Here is a 14,661-nt window from a genome sequence, read left to right as displayed (position 1 = left end):
TTTCCCTCAATTCGGTTTACTTTTGTGAGCTGCGCGATGCGCCTTGTCGGTCAACCGTTTCACGGCCGTCACCGCCGCATGGGCGGCGACGGTCAGGCCAACCGCACCGGCAGCGGCCATGCCGATCTGGTCGGCGTTCTGCTCGATGCCGAATTGCTTGATGGTCGTGAGTCGATCGTAAAACGAACCTTTGTCCCAAAAGCCGTCTTCGGAGCAACTGAGGCAGCCGTGGCCGGATTGGATCGGGAACGAAACGCCGCCGTTCCAGCGAACGGTCGAACAGGCGTTGTAGGTGGTCGGGCCCTTGCACCCCATTTTGTAGAGACAATAGCCTTTGCGTGCGCACTCGTCGTCCCACTCTTCGACAAATTGGCCGGCGTCGAAATGCGACCGCCGATAGCACTTGTCGTGGATGCGCTCGGAATAAAACATCTTTGGCCGCCCCTGGCGATCGAGTTCCGGAAGCTTTCCGAACGTCGTGATGAAGGTCACCAGGCCGGTCATGACTTCCGCGATGGGCGGACACCCGGGCACCTTGATAATCGGCTTGTTGGTGATCACCTGATCGATCGGCGTCGCACCAGTCGGATTGGGTTTGGCCGCTTGCACACAGCCCCAGGACGCACAGGTGCCCCAAGCGATGATCGCCATAGACTCTTCCGCCATCGACCTGAGTTTTTCAACGAATGGCTTGCCACCGTCGATGCAGAACATGCCCGCCTCGTTCAGCGGCGGATTGCCTTCGACGGCAAGCACATACTTGCCTTTGTATTTGGCACGGGTTTCCTCCAGGATGGCTTCGGCCTGGTATCCTGCCGCTGCCATGATCGTATCGTCATAGTCGAGCGAAATCATCGACAGCAACGCGTCTTTGATCAACGGATGGGCCGAGCGGATAAAGCTTTCCGAGCAGCAGGTACACTCAAGCCCGTGCAGCCAGATGACGGGCACACGCGGCTTGGTCTCCAGCGCATTGGCAATAGTGCTCGCGGCGAGCGGGCCGAGTCCGAAGCTTGCGGCGGTCACACTGCAGAATTTATGGAAGCTGCGACGCGTGATGCCTTGACGTCTGATCACGCCGTAGAAAGTTTCCGTTGCCACGCCCATGATCCCTTCCAGTACTCGCCGGGCTATACCGCTTACTGATGTTAAGCAGCAAGAAACAGGCCAGGGTGCGTGAAGCGCTTGACCGATACCAAGCCGCTGCTCGCCGGCCGCAATGCCGATGAGAAAGCCCGGCTAGCGAGGCACAAGCTGCGCCTGTGACCGTCCACCGCGCCAATAGCGTCCGGTTTTGAACGTGGATGTGAGAACTCCAACAAAACAGCAGGGTATTCGCCCTATACGATGAATACGTCATACTCGCTTTCGACGTGGCCGTGACACGCCTGCGGCATGACAATGCTGAACAGCAGTTGGTGCAGTTGACGGGCACCCCGCCAGGCGAACTATCGGATTATTGCGGCGTAGACGATATTCTGGACTTGCTCGCGGTAGTACTTGCGGATCTCTCCGGGTGCTGCCGTTCCAACCACCACGATCAGACGCTCCTTGGGGTCACAGAAAAATTGAGTTCCGTAAGCGCCGGTCCAGGTGAACTCACCTGGATTACCTGGAACGGCCGATAGACCGTCGCTTATGCGTACAGCTACTCCGAGCCCGAACCCAAAGCCGGCACGGTGCGGCTCCACATTGCCGACTTTGTTCTTGATCTCCGGCCCAAGGTGATTGGAGATCATGTGATGCACCGTCTTGGGGCCGAGAACGCGCTGCCCGTCGAGCTCCCCGCCGTTGAGCAGCATTTGCCCAAAGCGCACGTAGTCACCAACTGTCGCAAATGCGCCGGCTCCCCCGCAGTCAAACCTCGTCGGACTTCCGAGGAGCTCGATGCTTTGTGGCTTTCCCGTCAGCGGGTCGTTTGGAAATGGACGCGCGAGGCGTTCGCGTTGCGATGTCGACAAATGGAACGTGGCGTCCAGCATTCCAATCGGCTTCCACAAATTGTCGGCAAGATAATCGCCCAATCGCTGCCCGCTAACCTGTTCCACGACAGCTCCAAGCACGTCAGTCGAGAAACCGTATTCGAATTCTGTTCCCGGCTGGTGCGCTAGCGGCAGCTTGGTGATGCCTTCGATGAAAGCTTCCTTATCGCCCTTGATTGGCGGAGCTGCGAAATCCGGATAAAGACGCGCAACTTGATCTGAATTCGGCGCGCCATAAGTTAGGCCTGATGTGTGGCGATAAAGATCGTGGATGTAGATCGGAGAACTCTGCGCTTCGAACTCTAATGAACCGTCAGGCTGCGGCACCGCCACCTTCATGTTGGCGAATTGCGGATAGTAATCCGTAAGCTTGGCCCGCAAAGGCAGGCGCCCCTGTTCCGTGAGGCTAAGCCCAGCAACCGCCACCATCGGCTTGGTCATAGACGCGAGGGCGAATATCGCATCCAGCCGCATCGACGTTCCTTTTGGTGGATCGAGCTGCCCGTACGCCTTGTAGTGAATCAGCTTGCCGTCTCTGGCGATTGCAACCACCGCGCCCGGCACGCGCTCGCTTGCGATCTCGCGAGCGAAGAACTCGTCTAGTTTCGCAAGGCGCTGCCGAGAAACGCCGACGTCATCCGCGCTGGCCTCGGGCAGAGGCGCGGAGTGTACTGACTCGAAACTGATTCCTGCGGCCGCCGCGGCCACAACAAGCTTGTTCATTGAGCTCTCGCCAATGGATGGATGGACCTGACTTGCGAGACGGCTGCCGTCGTGATCGAATGTATCTGGCCGACGCGCCGAAGGTGTTTTGCGCCGGCCTGCGCTCATGTACTTCTCCTGGCACAACGTTTGTCGATGAGGGTCAAGGTGAGAATGACTGCAATCGCGAACATCACCATACCGCCAGCAACCCAACTTGCCTCCCGCCAGCGCGATGCTTGAACGTAGTCTATGACGTAGGCCGACAACACCTTGGTGCGCCCGGGAATGTTGCCGCCAATCATCATCACGACGCCAAACGTGCCGATCGTATGAGCAAAGCCGACGACCCCAGCCTTGAAAAGCTCAAATCTCGCCAGCGGCAGGCCAATGGTAATGAAGTCATACAGCGCAGAACCGCGCTGAGTGGCCACGACATCCAGCGGAAGCTCACCTGTTGCAACAAAGGCATTACGGATCGGCTGCACCACCAAGGGGAGCGCGGAGAGGACCGACCCGATTACGATTCCCGCAAAGGTAAAGGCGAGCGTGTGCTCGCCCCAGAAGGAGGCGAGAAGACCTCCGGGTCCGTTCGGGCCGAGCAGGACGAGTACGCAGAACCCGAGCGCCGTCGGCGGCAGCACAAGCGGCAGTACGACGATCGTTGCAACCGCCTGGCTCAAAACGGTCTTTGAGCGTGCTAGCCACCACGCGAGCGGCGCGCCAACAACCAGCAGGATCGTCGTCGTCACGCTGGCGAGCTCGATCGTGAGCGCAACGGATTGCCAGATCTCGGGCGAAAGGGCGTCCATGTGCGTCAGCCCCTCGGTGAGAGCCCGCCGCGAAACCGGCGCAGCGATCGCCTGCACATCCAGTTCGCTGAGAGATTTGGCGCGCATCGCCTTTTGGTCAGATCCAACCTCCGAGAACGGAACGCCCTGCCGGATCGCTCGATAAGACGCCTCGCTAACAGCCAGCGCATACCCGCCTTGTGGCCTGTTAGCGACAGCGCAGCGGAGCTGTAGTCTGGGTCTCCGGCCTCAATCAATCGATCGGCCTGTGGGGCGGGTGCCCCCTGCACCAGCCGCGCCGGCTGCGGCATGGCAACCGCATTCATTGTGTTCGTCCAAGCCGCGATATGCCTGGACAGGGCCGTGAACGACGACGGCTTGCGCGTCTCATTTTCATCTATGGTGTTCGAAGTCGACACCGCCGAGCTGAAGCGGCTTTCCGGAGCCGCAGGGCCGTTCTCATGCAGTCCAGTCGGGCGAATGCTGTCGCCCGAACGTAACACCTGAACTGTTGCTAACTGCGTGGCATGACCGTAGAGATCGCCGCTCGCGCCAATATTCGACACGGTCTCGGGTCGTCTTGCCTCAGTCGACCACCCGGCAAGCTTATCGTCCGGCATGCAGCTTTTCGTGGCGGTCGCCACATTGACGCCCGTCGCTTCTGCGAGCACGATCAGCATCGCAAGCACCTCATCGGAAACTCCGGTGACAGGGCCGCTTCGCCCGGTCTGACGGCGGCAACTGCTCGCTTGCCACCCAGCAATCCCCGTGCCGCTTGTGAAATTTGGCGCGCTCTGTGCCTAACGTAAGAAAAGCGCGCCTAGATGCCCTTCACTTTGGAGTGGACGTAACGCGCTGTCAGATTTCCGGCATCTTTGTTCTCAAGCAGACAGCGACGACACAATCAAGCGGCAGAGCTTGCCGCCCGAGATGCTCTTGGGTGTTGCGACGCTCTGTGATCACTCGATGCAAATCCTCGTGTGGATTCTGCTTCGTAGGATTGGCTGGTCTGTTTAGGATCCCTCGAGGGCCAGCGCGTGCAGGCGCAGACGGCCCGCCAAATCCCTTGCGGGAATGAACGCGGCTGAACAGAGGTTTAGAAGTACATGTCGTGCTCGACTTTTTTCTTACTTGGAAGAAGGATAACCAGGCATCGCCGATCGTCTTCGTCCGGTAAGCATGCGCGCACCGTTCTATGGTAACGTAGCACTACCTTTGGACATGGCCATTGTGCCGAGCGACTGGGCCAGGACCTGCTACCGAAACCAACACGTTGCAGCGAACTTACAGCGCGTCCGGGCGATGCAGTATGTCGACGGTAATAGTACCACGGGCGCGAGAGACACATGCACAGATCTTTTCGTTGGCGTGCTTTTGCTGTTCGCTGAAGAAAACGTCGCGGTGGTCAAGCTCACCGTCAATGTGGACGATGTCGATGGCGCAGACGCCGCACTCGCCGCGCCGGCAATCTGCCATCACCTCGCAACCGGCCTCATTGAGCACGTCCAGCAACGAGCGATCGCGCGGAATCTCCACTTCGAGGGCCCGATCTGCAAGGCGCACCCGGAAACCTTCAGTCGGCAGCGAGCCGCTCGAACCGAAGGTCTCGTAGCGTAGGTCGGATAGTGCGCGTCCCGCGCCGGTCCAGGCCCGGCGCGCGGCATCGAGCATCCGCATCGGACCACAGAAGAGAGTCAAGGCGTCAGGCGGCAGTGATGCGAATAAGTCGTCGAAATCGAGCCGGCGCCCTTCGTTGCCTGCATGGACAAAAAGCTGATCGTTCAGCAAGGGAGAGAGAACATCCAAGTATACGGATTGCTCACGGGAAGGCACTGCATAGTGCAGAGTGAAGTCGGCATTGCGGCGCGCCAGCGCCTGAGCTGCCCCAACCAGTGGCGTAATGCCGATCCCACCCGCAATTAGGCAGTAGTGCCTGCGCGCCCAGTCGATCGGCAGCAGCGAGGCGGGCGATGTAATGGTCAGCCGCGCGCCCGGCGCGAGCGACCACATATACTGCGAGCCGCCGCGGGAGTCCTCCGCGCGCCGCACGGCGATACGATAGCCGGCTCGGTCAGCTTCGCCGACCAGGGAATAGGACCGCGTCTCAGGACGTCCATCGATAGTGACGGCGATGTTGATATGGCTGCCGACCGGATAGGCCGCGCCATCAAAGTTTTCCGGTTTGATCAGGAACTCGCGGATCGAAGGTGTCAGATCGCGCGTCGCGACGAGCGCTGCTCGTGTCCAGCTTTCAATGAACCGCATGGAGATTTCCTTTAATCGCCTGGCATCTTGATGAGCGCCAGTCCCGGCAGCAGATCAGAATGCGTCTTGTTCCTGAGCACAACGCGCAGATTGCGCGCCGCCACTCGGGCGTGCTCGCGCATGATTGCCTCGGCCCGTGCGCCTTCGCGGTTTTCGATTGCATCGATCACGACGCGATGTTGATCTTGCGCAATCAAGAGCGTGTGGCGCGCATTCGGTAGCGTCGATTGGGTCATCACAAAGCCGCTGGGCGAAGCGAATGGTAGCGCCGACGCGCGATCGACCTGCCGGATCAAGGGCGGACTGCGCGACAATTCGGTCAACAGCGCGTGAAAACGCGCATTGAGCGCGACGTAGGAGGAGAAAGCCTCGACGGAGATGGGATCCTGCCTCACCAAGCCGTCGATCTCGTCGAGACATCCTTTAAGAGGCTCAAGATCGCGCGACGAAACGCCGCGCTCGGCGGCGAATCGCGCGGCCAGCCCCTCCACCGTGCCACGCAGTTCGATCGAATCCAGGACATCTCGTTCGGAAAATGCCTTCACCATGAAGCCGCCAGAAGGGATCGCTTCCAGAAGTCCTTCCTCCTCCAGTCGAACCAATGCCATTCGCACCGGAGTACGCGATGCGCCGATCGTCTCCACAGCTTGCAACTCGGAGATCCGTTCGCCCGGCCGCAAGTCGCCCGACAGGATCAGATCGCGCAAGCTGAGCTGGGCGCGCACCGTCTGTGAGACGGAGCGATCACTGTCGCGCTCGACCATGCCCTACTCCGCGGCCTGCCGACTGTGCTGTGGATCCTCGGCCTCGATCATGCGATCTATCAAGCGGCGGGCCCACATCGCGCCCGCATCGATGTTGAGGTTATAGAAGACCCGGTCAGGATTTTCGTCGATCGCACGCTGCTGCGCCTCGAGAATGACCTCGTCCTCACGGAAGATGCTAGAAACGCCTTGGCGGAGTTCAGTGGTCAGGCGCTGTTCGTTCAGGCGATAATTGCGCACGAAGGCCCAGAAGTAATGGCAGCTCGTTTCCGTTTCGGGCGTAATGGTGTTGAGGACAATGCCATTGACGCCAGCCGATCGGTCGCCTTCCGGCGCGCCAGTTCCAGCGGGCGCCACTCCGACGTCGATATTGATGGTGCACGGCGCCTCGAAACGAATGATTTGCCAGCGGTCCACCGGACCAGGTTTTTGCAATTGCTTGGCCCAGAACGGCGGCGCGGTAATCCCCTTCATCCAGCGCGTTACGGTAGCGGTCTTCTCACCATGGGTGACGTCAAACGGCGCTTCCGCGATGGCGTCATTGCCGATGCTGGCTCCATGCACAAAAGTTTCGTGCGTCAGGTCCATGAGATTGTCGACAACCAGACGATAATCGCATTTCAGGTGGATGGTGTCGCCATCACCGGCCCAAGCGGAATCATCGTTCCAGTGCATATCCGGCACCAAGCGCGGGTCGGCTAGCGCCGGATCACCCATCCACAGCCAGACGAAGCGATCGCGCTCGACCACAGGATAGGCACGCACACAGGCGGAGGGGTTGATCGTCTCTTGCGAGGGCATGAAGATGCAGCGGCCCTGCGCGTTGAATTTCAGCCCGTGGTAGCCGCAGACGACGCTGTCGCCCTCAAGACGCCCTTTTGAAAGCGGCACCAACCGATGCCAACAGGCATCCTCCAATGCCGCCACCTCACCGTTGGCGCGCCGGTACATCACGACGTGCTTGCCGCAGATTGTGCGCGGCAACAGCGCCTGCCTCACCTCAGCATCCCAAGCGGCCACGTACCAGACATTCGTCGGAAAGCAACGGCTCATAGCGGCTCCTCGCATTGGACACTGTCTGTATACAGTGACTTCAAAACAAGCCAGAAAATTGACGAATGTACGGGCTTGTGATGGCACTCTTGTATACAGAGAAGGGTCGACAAGAAGCTCATCGACTTCACCTCGGCCCTAACGAAACATCGGTGGTACCGCTAACCAAGCTGCCGGCTCAATCCGAGCTCGCCATCGTGTACATCCCGCTGCACCTCGTCCTGCACTGTCGCGGCTTCGTACGGCTATCGGCGATGTTCCTGGCCTGCGTAGGGGCGCAACATTGGGCGCTTCTTAGCCGGCAGCACAGTCCCCCTGCCGGGATCGGACGTCGACGTCTTGGTGCCGAGATCGGCCCATGCTCTCAAATCCTCTAGTGCGTAGATGACGCGACCGCCGATCTTTCGATACGCTGGCCCCGTGCCATATGTGCGGTGCTTTTCGAGCGTGCGGCCGGATAGGCTAAGATAACGCGCAGCCTCCGGTGTACGCAGGAACCGCGTGGATAGACGTGACATCGGATCGGGCATTTGAGAGCTCCAGGTGAGAGGCCGGCCGCGAATGGCGGCACTTTGTTCGCACCATCATCATGGAGAAGCGTGCTCTCTGGAGGGATACCGAATATCGAGGAAGCGGCTTTCGGCACCCCAAGTTGAAGGCGCCGCTCGTCTCCTACGCCCTGGGCGCAAAGCCTTCTTAGCGCCGGGCTCGCGGCTGCAAAGACGCACCTTGCACAGAAGGATATGCGCACGGTGATCGGGCGCCTTCGTAATGCGGAAGCGGAATCGCTTTTGCGCAGAAATCTGCCGAACCATCCGGTTTCACCGCACCCTATATACTTTATACTTTTGTGCTGCTGCGCTCCGTCATCCGATTGTCGAAAATGTACAATCGCAGCCAGAACTAGTCACATTGGTCTCGTCCTGCCAGGAAAAGCGCTCAGAAAAAGGACGTTCAAAACTGCCAAAAGTGGAATGATCGAGTTGAGAGCTCCATCGTAACACCCAGACGCCTAAACGGCTCATCGAGCGCCGATGCGGATACGCCTCACATCACCGCTAGATGTCACAGCTTCCACTGCCTGGATGCCTACGATCCAAACAATCAATTTTACCAATGTTGCGTATTGTTGCATCAACCTTGGCTATCGAAGCGTACCGATCACTCTAGTACTTCTGTGCCGAGACGAGACTCGGTGATTTGCCAGCAAAATGCGGCGTGACGTTGAGCAACACCGTTGCGATCGACCTCACAAATGCCGTTCGACAATTCAAACAGACCTCGTCAGAAGACAGGCGGCTTATCCAATGACGCCCCGGTCGTCTGCGCGTTAGGCCTCTGGTGCAGAACTTGCTTGACGAAAAAAGATAACGTAACTGAACGCCTGCCTTTGGAATGACGCGCCGGCTCTCGGAACCGTCTTCAATCGGACACGGCTAAAATGACAGCCTCGTATGATGCCGTCGCGTCTCAACGACGCAGCGGCTCGCAGCGAGTGTATTCGGGAAGGAAGCGTCATGACCACCATGGCAACTGCGGCGCCTGTGCGCGCGTCGCAGGCTTGGTATAAAATTCTCTACGTCCAGGTGTTGATCGCGATCGTGATTGGCGCCATCGTCGGCTGGCTGTGGCCGTCGGTCGCGACCAACGACTGGGTCAAGGCGCTCGGTGACGGCTTCATCAAGCTGATCAAGATGGTGATCGCGCCGATCATATTCTGCACCGTCGCATCCGGCATCGCGCATATTCAGGATGCAAAGAAAGTCGGGCGCGTCGGCGTCAAAGCGCTGGTCTATTTCGAGATCGTATCGAGCTTTGCCTTGGTATTGGGCCTTGTCATGGGCAATCTGGTCCAAATCGGCCATGGTCTTGCGGTCAAACCGGACGCTGCGGCGGTCGCCAGTTACGTCAAGCAGGCGGAAGCCTCGAAGACCGTCGATTTCTTTCTCAATATCATTCCCGATACTGTGGTCGGCGCCCTCGCTCGCGGCGATGTACTGCAAGTTCTCCTGTTCGCGATCCTGTTTGGCTTTTCGCTGATGGCGCTGGGGGAGCGTGGAGAACGGCTGCGCGGCATGATTGACGACATCGCGCACGCGGTGTTCGGCGTGATCGCCATCATCATGAAAGCGGCCCCGATCGGTGCGTTCGGCGCGATGGCTTTCACGATAGGCAAGTTCGGGCCGGCGGCGCTCGGTAATCTGATCGGGCTTATCGTGCTATTCTATGCGACGGCCGCGATATTTGTAGTCGTCGTACTCGGCCTGATTGCGCGGATCGTCGGCTTTTCGATCTTCAAATTCATTATCTATATCAAGGACGAGCTTCTGATCGTGCTCGGCACCTCGTCCTCGGAAAGCGCGCTGCCGCAATTGATGGAGAAGCTCGAGCGGCTGGGCTGCTCAAAGCCCGTGGTGGGTCTCGTGGTGCCAACCGGCTACTCCTTCAACCTCGACGGCACCAACATCTATATGACGCTTGCGACATTGTTTATTGCCCAGGCACTCGGGGTCGATCTTACCTTTGGCCAGCAACTCACGATCTTGCTCGTGGCAATGCTCACATCGAAGGGAGCAAGTGGCGTCACCGGCGCAGGCTTCATCACGCTCGCCGCGACATTGTCGGTGGTCAATCCAGCGCTGGTGCCGGGCATGGCGATCGTATTCTCGATCGACAAGTTCATGAGCGAGGTGCGAGCCCTCACCAACATTACCGGCAATGGCATCGCGGCGGTGTTTGTATCCTGGTGGGAAGGCGAGCTCGACAACGCGAGACTGCACGCCCGGCTCAAGCAGTCCACCGTTTTCAGCGATATCGATACACGAAGCTCAAGCAGGTAGGCCGGATCCTATTCGTGATTTCAAAGCGCTCAACTGAGCGTAGCCAACTCCGTAGTTCTTTCGCAGTTCCAAATCGGCACAGCCGACTTGAAACTGCGAGCTAGAACTTCTCTGCGGGACCTGCGGATCGCCACTTGTTCCGCGTCACGCCCAACATCCATGCAAACGTGGATGACGAAACAGCTTTTTCGACGATTATTTCCCTAGCCAATGCCGACGTAACCGCGCGTAACCGCGGCAGAACAATAGATTCCGGCAAGACCTGCCTGCCTGACGGGCCGAGGTACTGGGTTCTAGCCACAGTTAGCCTGGCCCGTTTGGCCACTGAACAGGCCCCTTCCGGCCGACGAGTGGCGGCGATCTCCGACTCAGTCATCCGTTTGTTCCGGCGCGCGTCGCGGCATCAGGCCGGCGCGCGTATGATCACGGTGGACCAGTCTGGCACCTTCGCGGGCTGAAATGGATTCGTCGAACTGACGTCACGTCAGGGCTCCACAGCTTATCGTGGATCTTTATGAATTTGGCGACGCGTGCCTCATTGGGCAGGGTCAGTGTCTTCGTTGACTCGATGTAGGCGTTGTCCGCGTCGTTGAAACATGCCTTGGCGCCGCGCAGCTGTGGTTCGGCCGCGGCCCCGAGCGCCCGCCGAGCAATATAGTCAGCGAAGGAAAACGGACATCTCAGCCTCGGTTGTACGCATGTCAGCGCGCCATAATGAAAGGTTTAGGACAACTATACCTACGTTTGTGATGCGCCTTTCTGCGGCACGTGCTGAGTTCAGCCGCAAGCAATTGACCGGAACCGAAGGCGAGCGTCCCTCATGGGCCGGAAGGGTTGCCCCATTTTTGCCTAAAATGTTATAGCTCTCCCGCCGGAGAAAGGCCGGACGGTCCAAGAATGTATGACCACATCAATAATTTCAAGCGGTCAGCCACGCAGTTTACTTTCGGCAGCATAACGCTGGCGATAGTGACGCTCGCCTCCTTGCACCTTCAAACACATTTCGCTGCGACGGCGTTTGGCTATTTGCTAGTGATATTGCTGTTTTCGTTGATCGGCAGCTTTGTTGCATCATCCGCGCTCTCGGTCTTAGCTATCGCTGCTTTGGCATACTACTTTGCGCCGCCGGCGTTCAGTTTGCGGATCGACGACCCTCAAGTTCTTCTGGTAGTTGTCGCTTTCTTCACTGTCTCGATCGTCGGAACGCACCTGATTGGAAAGGTCCGCCAGGAAAGAGAGGCTGCGCGTGAGACTGCGGCCGAACTCCGGCGCAGCGCTGCCGACCTGAAAGACCGTGAAAAGCGGTGGCGCGCAATCTTTGAGCACAATCCGTCCATGTACGTGATGGTCGATGAAGCCGGCACCGTCCTCAACGTCAATACGTTCGGCGCGACACAACTCGGCTATGCGTGTTCCGAACTGATTGGTCAATCCATCCTGGGAGTCTTTCTGGAGGAGGATCGCGCGTTTGCTCGCAAATGCATTCGGACGTGCCTTGAAGAGATCGGTCAATCGCAAACCTGGGAGGCGCAGAAAGTTAGGAAAGACGGCTCGATATTGTGGGTACGTGAAAACGCCAAAGCGATGCTCTGGGCCGATGAGCGGCCCGTTGTCCTCATAGCCTGCGAAGATATCACAGAACGAAAGCGGACCGAACTTGCCCTGCAGCGAAGCGAGGCACATTTGGCTCAGGCACAGGAGTTGAGCAATACAGGCAGCTTCAGCTGGAACGTCGCCACCGGCGAGGCCTTTTGGTCAAAGGAGCTATATCGGATTCTCCAGTTGGATCCGGAGACCGTTCCCGCGCCGGAACTGATCGTCGCACGCACGCATCCAGACGATAGGTCGTCGGTCAAGGAGACCATCGATCAAGCGATGCGAGATCCAAAGAATTTCGAGCATGAATACCGGCTAGTGCTGCCGGACGGATCGGTGAAGCATATCCATGCGCGGGCACGAACGACGAGAACCGCGACTGGTGACATCGACTTCGTCGGGGCGGCGACGGATATCACGGCCGCAAGGCAAGCAGAGCAACAATTGCGCCGTAGCGAGGCCTATCTTGCCGAAGCCCAACGTCTCAGTCACACGGGCAGTTGGTCCTGGGACGTCTACCGTCTCGATTTCATCTATCGCTCCGCCGAAGTGGATCGTCTCTTCGGCTTCAAGCCGCAAGAGGCTGTATCGATAGAGACCATTCGCTCGCGTATCCATCCGGACGACCTGCCTCGCCTTCAGGAAGTGCAGCGCCTGGCTAGAGACGACAAGGATGGGCGATTCGAGTATGATTTTCGAATCCTCCTCCCTGATGGCTCGATGAGGCACATACATTCTGTGGCCCATGTCGTGGTTGGCAGCGACGGCAATGTCAGCGAGCTCATTGGAACACATATGGATGTCACGGAGCAATACGCAGCCAGAGACCGCCTGGAAAGCACACTTGCCGCGCTGCTGGAAAGCGAGCAGCGCTTTCGCGACTACGCCGAAACGGCTTCCGACTGGCTCTGGGAGACCGGGCCGGATCATCAGGTCACCCACCTGTCCGAGCACACCAGCGCTGCGGGAATTTTGGCGACAGGACTGATGGGTACGCTTCGTTGGGATATCGCGTGCGACGTCGAAGAAGAGCCTGAGAAGTGGCGGCAGCATCGAGCAACCCTGGAGGCGCACCTCCCATTTCGGGATCTGGTCTATCGCACCATCAATCGGATGGGAACTCCGATCTACGTCCGAACGAGTGGCAAGCCTTTCTTTGGTGTCGACGGTAATTTTCTGGGCTACCGCGGCGTCAGCACGGACATCACGGCTATCATTCGCGCAGATCAAGCCGAACAACAGCTGCGAAAGGCTCAGGCGGAGCTTGCGCATGTGACGCGTGTGACGACGTTAGGAGAGCTGACAACCACCATCGCCCATGAAATCAACCAACCACTTGCCGCTATTATCAGCAACGCCGACGCGTGCCTCGGTTGGATGAACCGCGAAACCCCCGATCTTTCCGCCGCGAGGTCATCGGTTGAGTGGATAATCGAAGACGCAATCCGAGCAAGCGAGGTGATCCGTCGGGTTCGCGCGCTTGCGAAGAAAGGCGAGATCGAGATGCTACCACTCGACATTAATGACGTCGTTAAGGACGTCATTGCGCTCGTGACGCGAGAGCTGATTAGCCACCAAGTGGCGCTAAAGACCGATTTGACGGCAGCGCTGCCCGCGATCTACGGAGACCGAATTCAGTTGCAACAGGTGATTATCAATCTGGTGATGAACGGGATCGAAGCTATGGACGCAGTTACGGACCGGACGCGCGAACTAGTGATTCAGTCATCCAGGGACGATATGGGACACGTGTGGCTTGCGGTGACTGATAGTGGCGTCGGCATCGCCGAGAATGACGCCGACCGAGTGTTAGACCCGTTTTTCACGACAAAGTCGAATGGCCTTGGCATGGGCCTTTCGATCTGTCGCTCGATTGTGGAAGCTCATGGAGGGCGCCTTTCAATCGCCCGCAAGCGGGGGCCGGGGGCAAGCTTTCGGTTTGATCTGCCATTGCACCAGGAGGTCGTGTCGTGAGCGAACGCTCTAACTCCCAGCGCGAAGGCAGCAAGGCCGAGACGTCGGCAAATGCGATTGTCTTCGTTGTCGAAGATGACGTTTCGATGCGCCGATCGCTCACGAACCTTTTTCAATCGGTGGGCCTGGACGTCGTTGCATTCGGATCGGCCCGCGAAATGCTGCAAAGCACACTTCCGGATGTCGTTAGCTGCCTGGTTCTTGACGTCCGGCTGCCAGGCTTGAGCGGCCTTGAGTTTCAGACCGAGCTAGCCAAGTCGAGCATTCATATTCCTATCATCTTCATTACGGGCCATGGCGACATTCCCATGAGCGTCAGGGCCATGAAGGGCGGAGCGGTCGATTTTCTTACCAAACCGTTCCGCGATCAGGAACTGCTGGACGCCGTGATCGCAGCGACCGAACGCGATCGCAAAAGACGAGAGGACGAGAAGACCGTCGCGAACCTGAAGTCCCTATTTGAAACATTAAGCCCGCGCGAGCAGGCGGTGATGAAACTGGTCGCCACCGGCCTGATGAACAAGCAGATAGCCGCCGAGTTGGGGCTCGCCGAGATTACGGTTAAGATCTACCGGGGACACGTGATGAAAAAGATGCGCGCCCGGTCGCTGGCGGATTTGATTAGAATGACTGAGGCGCTCGGAATCCGAGCTAACCGCCCTGAACAAACCTAAGTATGATTTTACAATTTAAC

Annotated in this window: 12 protein-coding genes; 4 read left to right on the top strand and 8 right to left on the bottom strand. The window is 58.5% G+C overall.

The annotated features are described in order from the left end of the window. Nucleotides 1–6: 6 nt before the first annotated feature. The 8 genes from ACVIHF_RS42090 to ACVIHF_RS42055 all read right to left on the bottom strand — a co-directional run bounded on the left by ACVIHF_RS42090 (nucleotide 7) and on the right by ACVIHF_RS42055 (nucleotide 8,087). Nucleotides 7–1,107 carry a hydrogenase small subunit gene (locus ACVIHF_RS42090; protein ID WP_456793825.1) on the bottom strand — a complete coding sequence of 367 codons (1,101 nt, stop codon included), beginning with the start codon at nucleotides 1,105–1,107 and terminating at the stop codon, nucleotides 7–9. Between the two features lie 341 nt (nucleotides 1,108–1,448). Beyond that, the gene (locus ACVIHF_RS42085) at nucleotides 1,449–2,705 is read right to left on the bottom strand and encodes a serine hydrolase domain-containing protein (protein WP_456794178.1); all 1,257 of its coding nucleotides are present in this window, start codon (nucleotides 2,703–2,705) and stop codon (nucleotides 1,449–1,451) included. Between the two features lie 104 nt (nucleotides 2,706–2,809). Beyond that, entirely contained in the window at nucleotides 2,810–3,496 is a 687-nt protein-coding gene (locus ACVIHF_RS42080; protein WP_456794177.1) for a molybdate ABC transporter permease subunit, read from the bottom strand. 5 nt (nucleotides 3,497–3,501) lie between these two features. Then, complete coding sequence (locus ACVIHF_RS42075; protein ID WP_456793824.1) at nucleotides 3,502–4,155, bottom strand: hypothetical protein; 654 nt, start codon at nucleotides 4,153–4,155, stop codon at nucleotides 3,502–3,504. A gap of 604 nt (nucleotides 4,156–4,759) precedes the next feature. After that, nucleotides 4,760–5,740, bottom strand: coding sequence for a PDR/VanB family oxidoreductase (locus ACVIHF_RS42070; protein ID WP_456793823.1), 981 nt, complete (start codon nucleotides 5,738–5,740; stop codon nucleotides 4,760–4,762). Nucleotides 5,741–5,751: 11 nt separating this feature from the next. After that, nucleotides 5,752–6,504 (bottom strand): GntR family transcriptional regulator, encoded by a 753-nt coding sequence (locus tag ACVIHF_RS42065; protein WP_028336750.1) that lies wholly within the window; start codon nucleotides 6,502–6,504, stop codon nucleotides 5,752–5,754. Between the two features lie 3 nt (nucleotides 6,505–6,507). Beyond that, nucleotides 6,508–7,557, bottom strand: a complete 1,050-nt coding sequence (locus ACVIHF_RS42060; RefSeq protein ID WP_456793822.1) for an aromatic ring-hydroxylating dioxygenase subunit alpha — start codon at nucleotides 7,555–7,557, stop codon at nucleotides 6,508–6,510. A gap of 245 nt (nucleotides 7,558–7,802) precedes the next feature. After that, complete coding sequence (locus tag ACVIHF_RS42055; RefSeq protein WP_456793821.1) at nucleotides 7,803–8,087, bottom strand: helix-turn-helix transcriptional regulator; 285 nt, start codon at nucleotides 8,085–8,087, stop codon at nucleotides 7,803–7,805. 987 nt (nucleotides 8,088–9,074) lie between these two features. Here ACVIHF_RS42055 and ACVIHF_RS42050 point away from each other — a divergent pair. From ACVIHF_RS42050 to ACVIHF_RS42035, 4 genes are all read left to right on the top strand, one after another. Further along, nucleotides 9,075–10,397 (top strand): dicarboxylate/amino acid:cation symporter, encoded by a 1,323-nt coding sequence (locus ACVIHF_RS42050; RefSeq protein WP_456793820.1) that lies wholly within the window; start codon nucleotides 9,075–9,077, stop codon nucleotides 10,395–10,397. A gap of 134 nt (nucleotides 10,398–10,531) precedes the next feature. Continuing rightward, nucleotides 10,532–10,855: a hypothetical protein gene (locus ACVIHF_RS42045; protein WP_456793819.1), complete on the top strand. Its 324-nt coding sequence runs from the start codon at nucleotides 10,532–10,534 to the stop codon at nucleotides 10,853–10,855. Nucleotides 10,856–11,294: 439 nt separating this feature from the next. Further along, complete coding sequence (locus ACVIHF_RS42040; RefSeq protein ID WP_456793818.1) at nucleotides 11,295–13,967, top strand: PAS domain S-box protein; 2,673 nt, start codon at nucleotides 11,295–11,297, stop codon at nucleotides 13,965–13,967. Next, nucleotides 13,964–14,641 carry a response regulator transcription factor gene (locus ACVIHF_RS42035; protein WP_028338114.1) on the top strand — a complete coding sequence of 226 codons (678 nt, stop codon included), beginning with the start codon at nucleotides 13,964–13,966 and terminating at the stop codon, nucleotides 14,639–14,641. Before ACVIHF_RS42040 ends, ACVIHF_RS42035 begins: the two co-directional genes overlap by 4 nt. The last annotated feature ends 20 nt before the right edge of the window (nucleotides 14,642–14,661 follow it).

The sequence above is a fragment of the Bradyrhizobium sp. USDA 4506 genome, from assembly GCF_054058795.1.
The sequence above is the reverse complement of the archived record's forward strand: the minus strand, read 5'-3'. Positions and strand labels throughout refer to the sequence as shown.

What these genes read in the sequence shown, in the direction of transcription:
- ACVIHF_RS42085 (WP_456794178.1), bottom strand. Translation starts at nt 2,705, where the DNA reads ATGAACAAGCTTGTTGTGGCCGCGGCGGCCGCAGGAATCAGTTTCGAG.
- ACVIHF_RS42090 (WP_456793825.1), bottom strand. Translation starts at nt 1,107, where the DNA reads ATGGGCGTGGCAACGGAAACTTTCTACGGCGTGATCAGACGTCAAGGC.
- ACVIHF_RS42040 (WP_456793818.1), top strand. Translation starts at nt 11,295, where the DNA reads ATGTATGACCACATCAATAATTTCAAGCGGTCAGCCACGCAGTTTACT.
- ACVIHF_RS42075 (WP_456793824.1), bottom strand. Translation starts at nt 4,155, where the DNA reads ATGCTGATCGTGCTCGCAGAAGCGACGGGCGTCAATGTGGCGACCGCC.
- ACVIHF_RS42050 (WP_456793820.1), top strand. Translation starts at nt 9,075, where the DNA reads ATGACCACCATGGCAACTGCGGCGCCTGTGCGCGCGTCGCAGGCTTGG.
- ACVIHF_RS42055 (WP_456793821.1), bottom strand. Translation starts at nt 8,087, where the DNA reads ATGCCCGATCCGATGTCACGTCTATCCACGCGGTTCCTGCGTACACCG.
- ACVIHF_RS42070 (WP_456793823.1), bottom strand. Translation starts at nt 5,740, where the DNA reads ATGCGGTTCATTGAAAGCTGGACACGAGCAGCGCTCGTCGCGACGCGC.
- ACVIHF_RS42060 (WP_456793822.1), bottom strand. Translation starts at nt 7,557, where the DNA reads ATGAGCCGTTGCTTTCCGACGAATGTCTGGTACGTGGCCGCTTGGGAT.
- ACVIHF_RS42065 (WP_028336750.1), bottom strand. Translation starts at nt 6,504, where the DNA reads ATGGTCGAGCGCGACAGTGATCGCTCCGTCTCACAGACGGTGCGCGCC.
- ACVIHF_RS42080 (WP_456794177.1), bottom strand. Translation starts at nt 3,496, where the DNA reads ATGGACGCCCTTTCGCCCGAGATCTGGCAATCCGTTGCGCTCACGATC.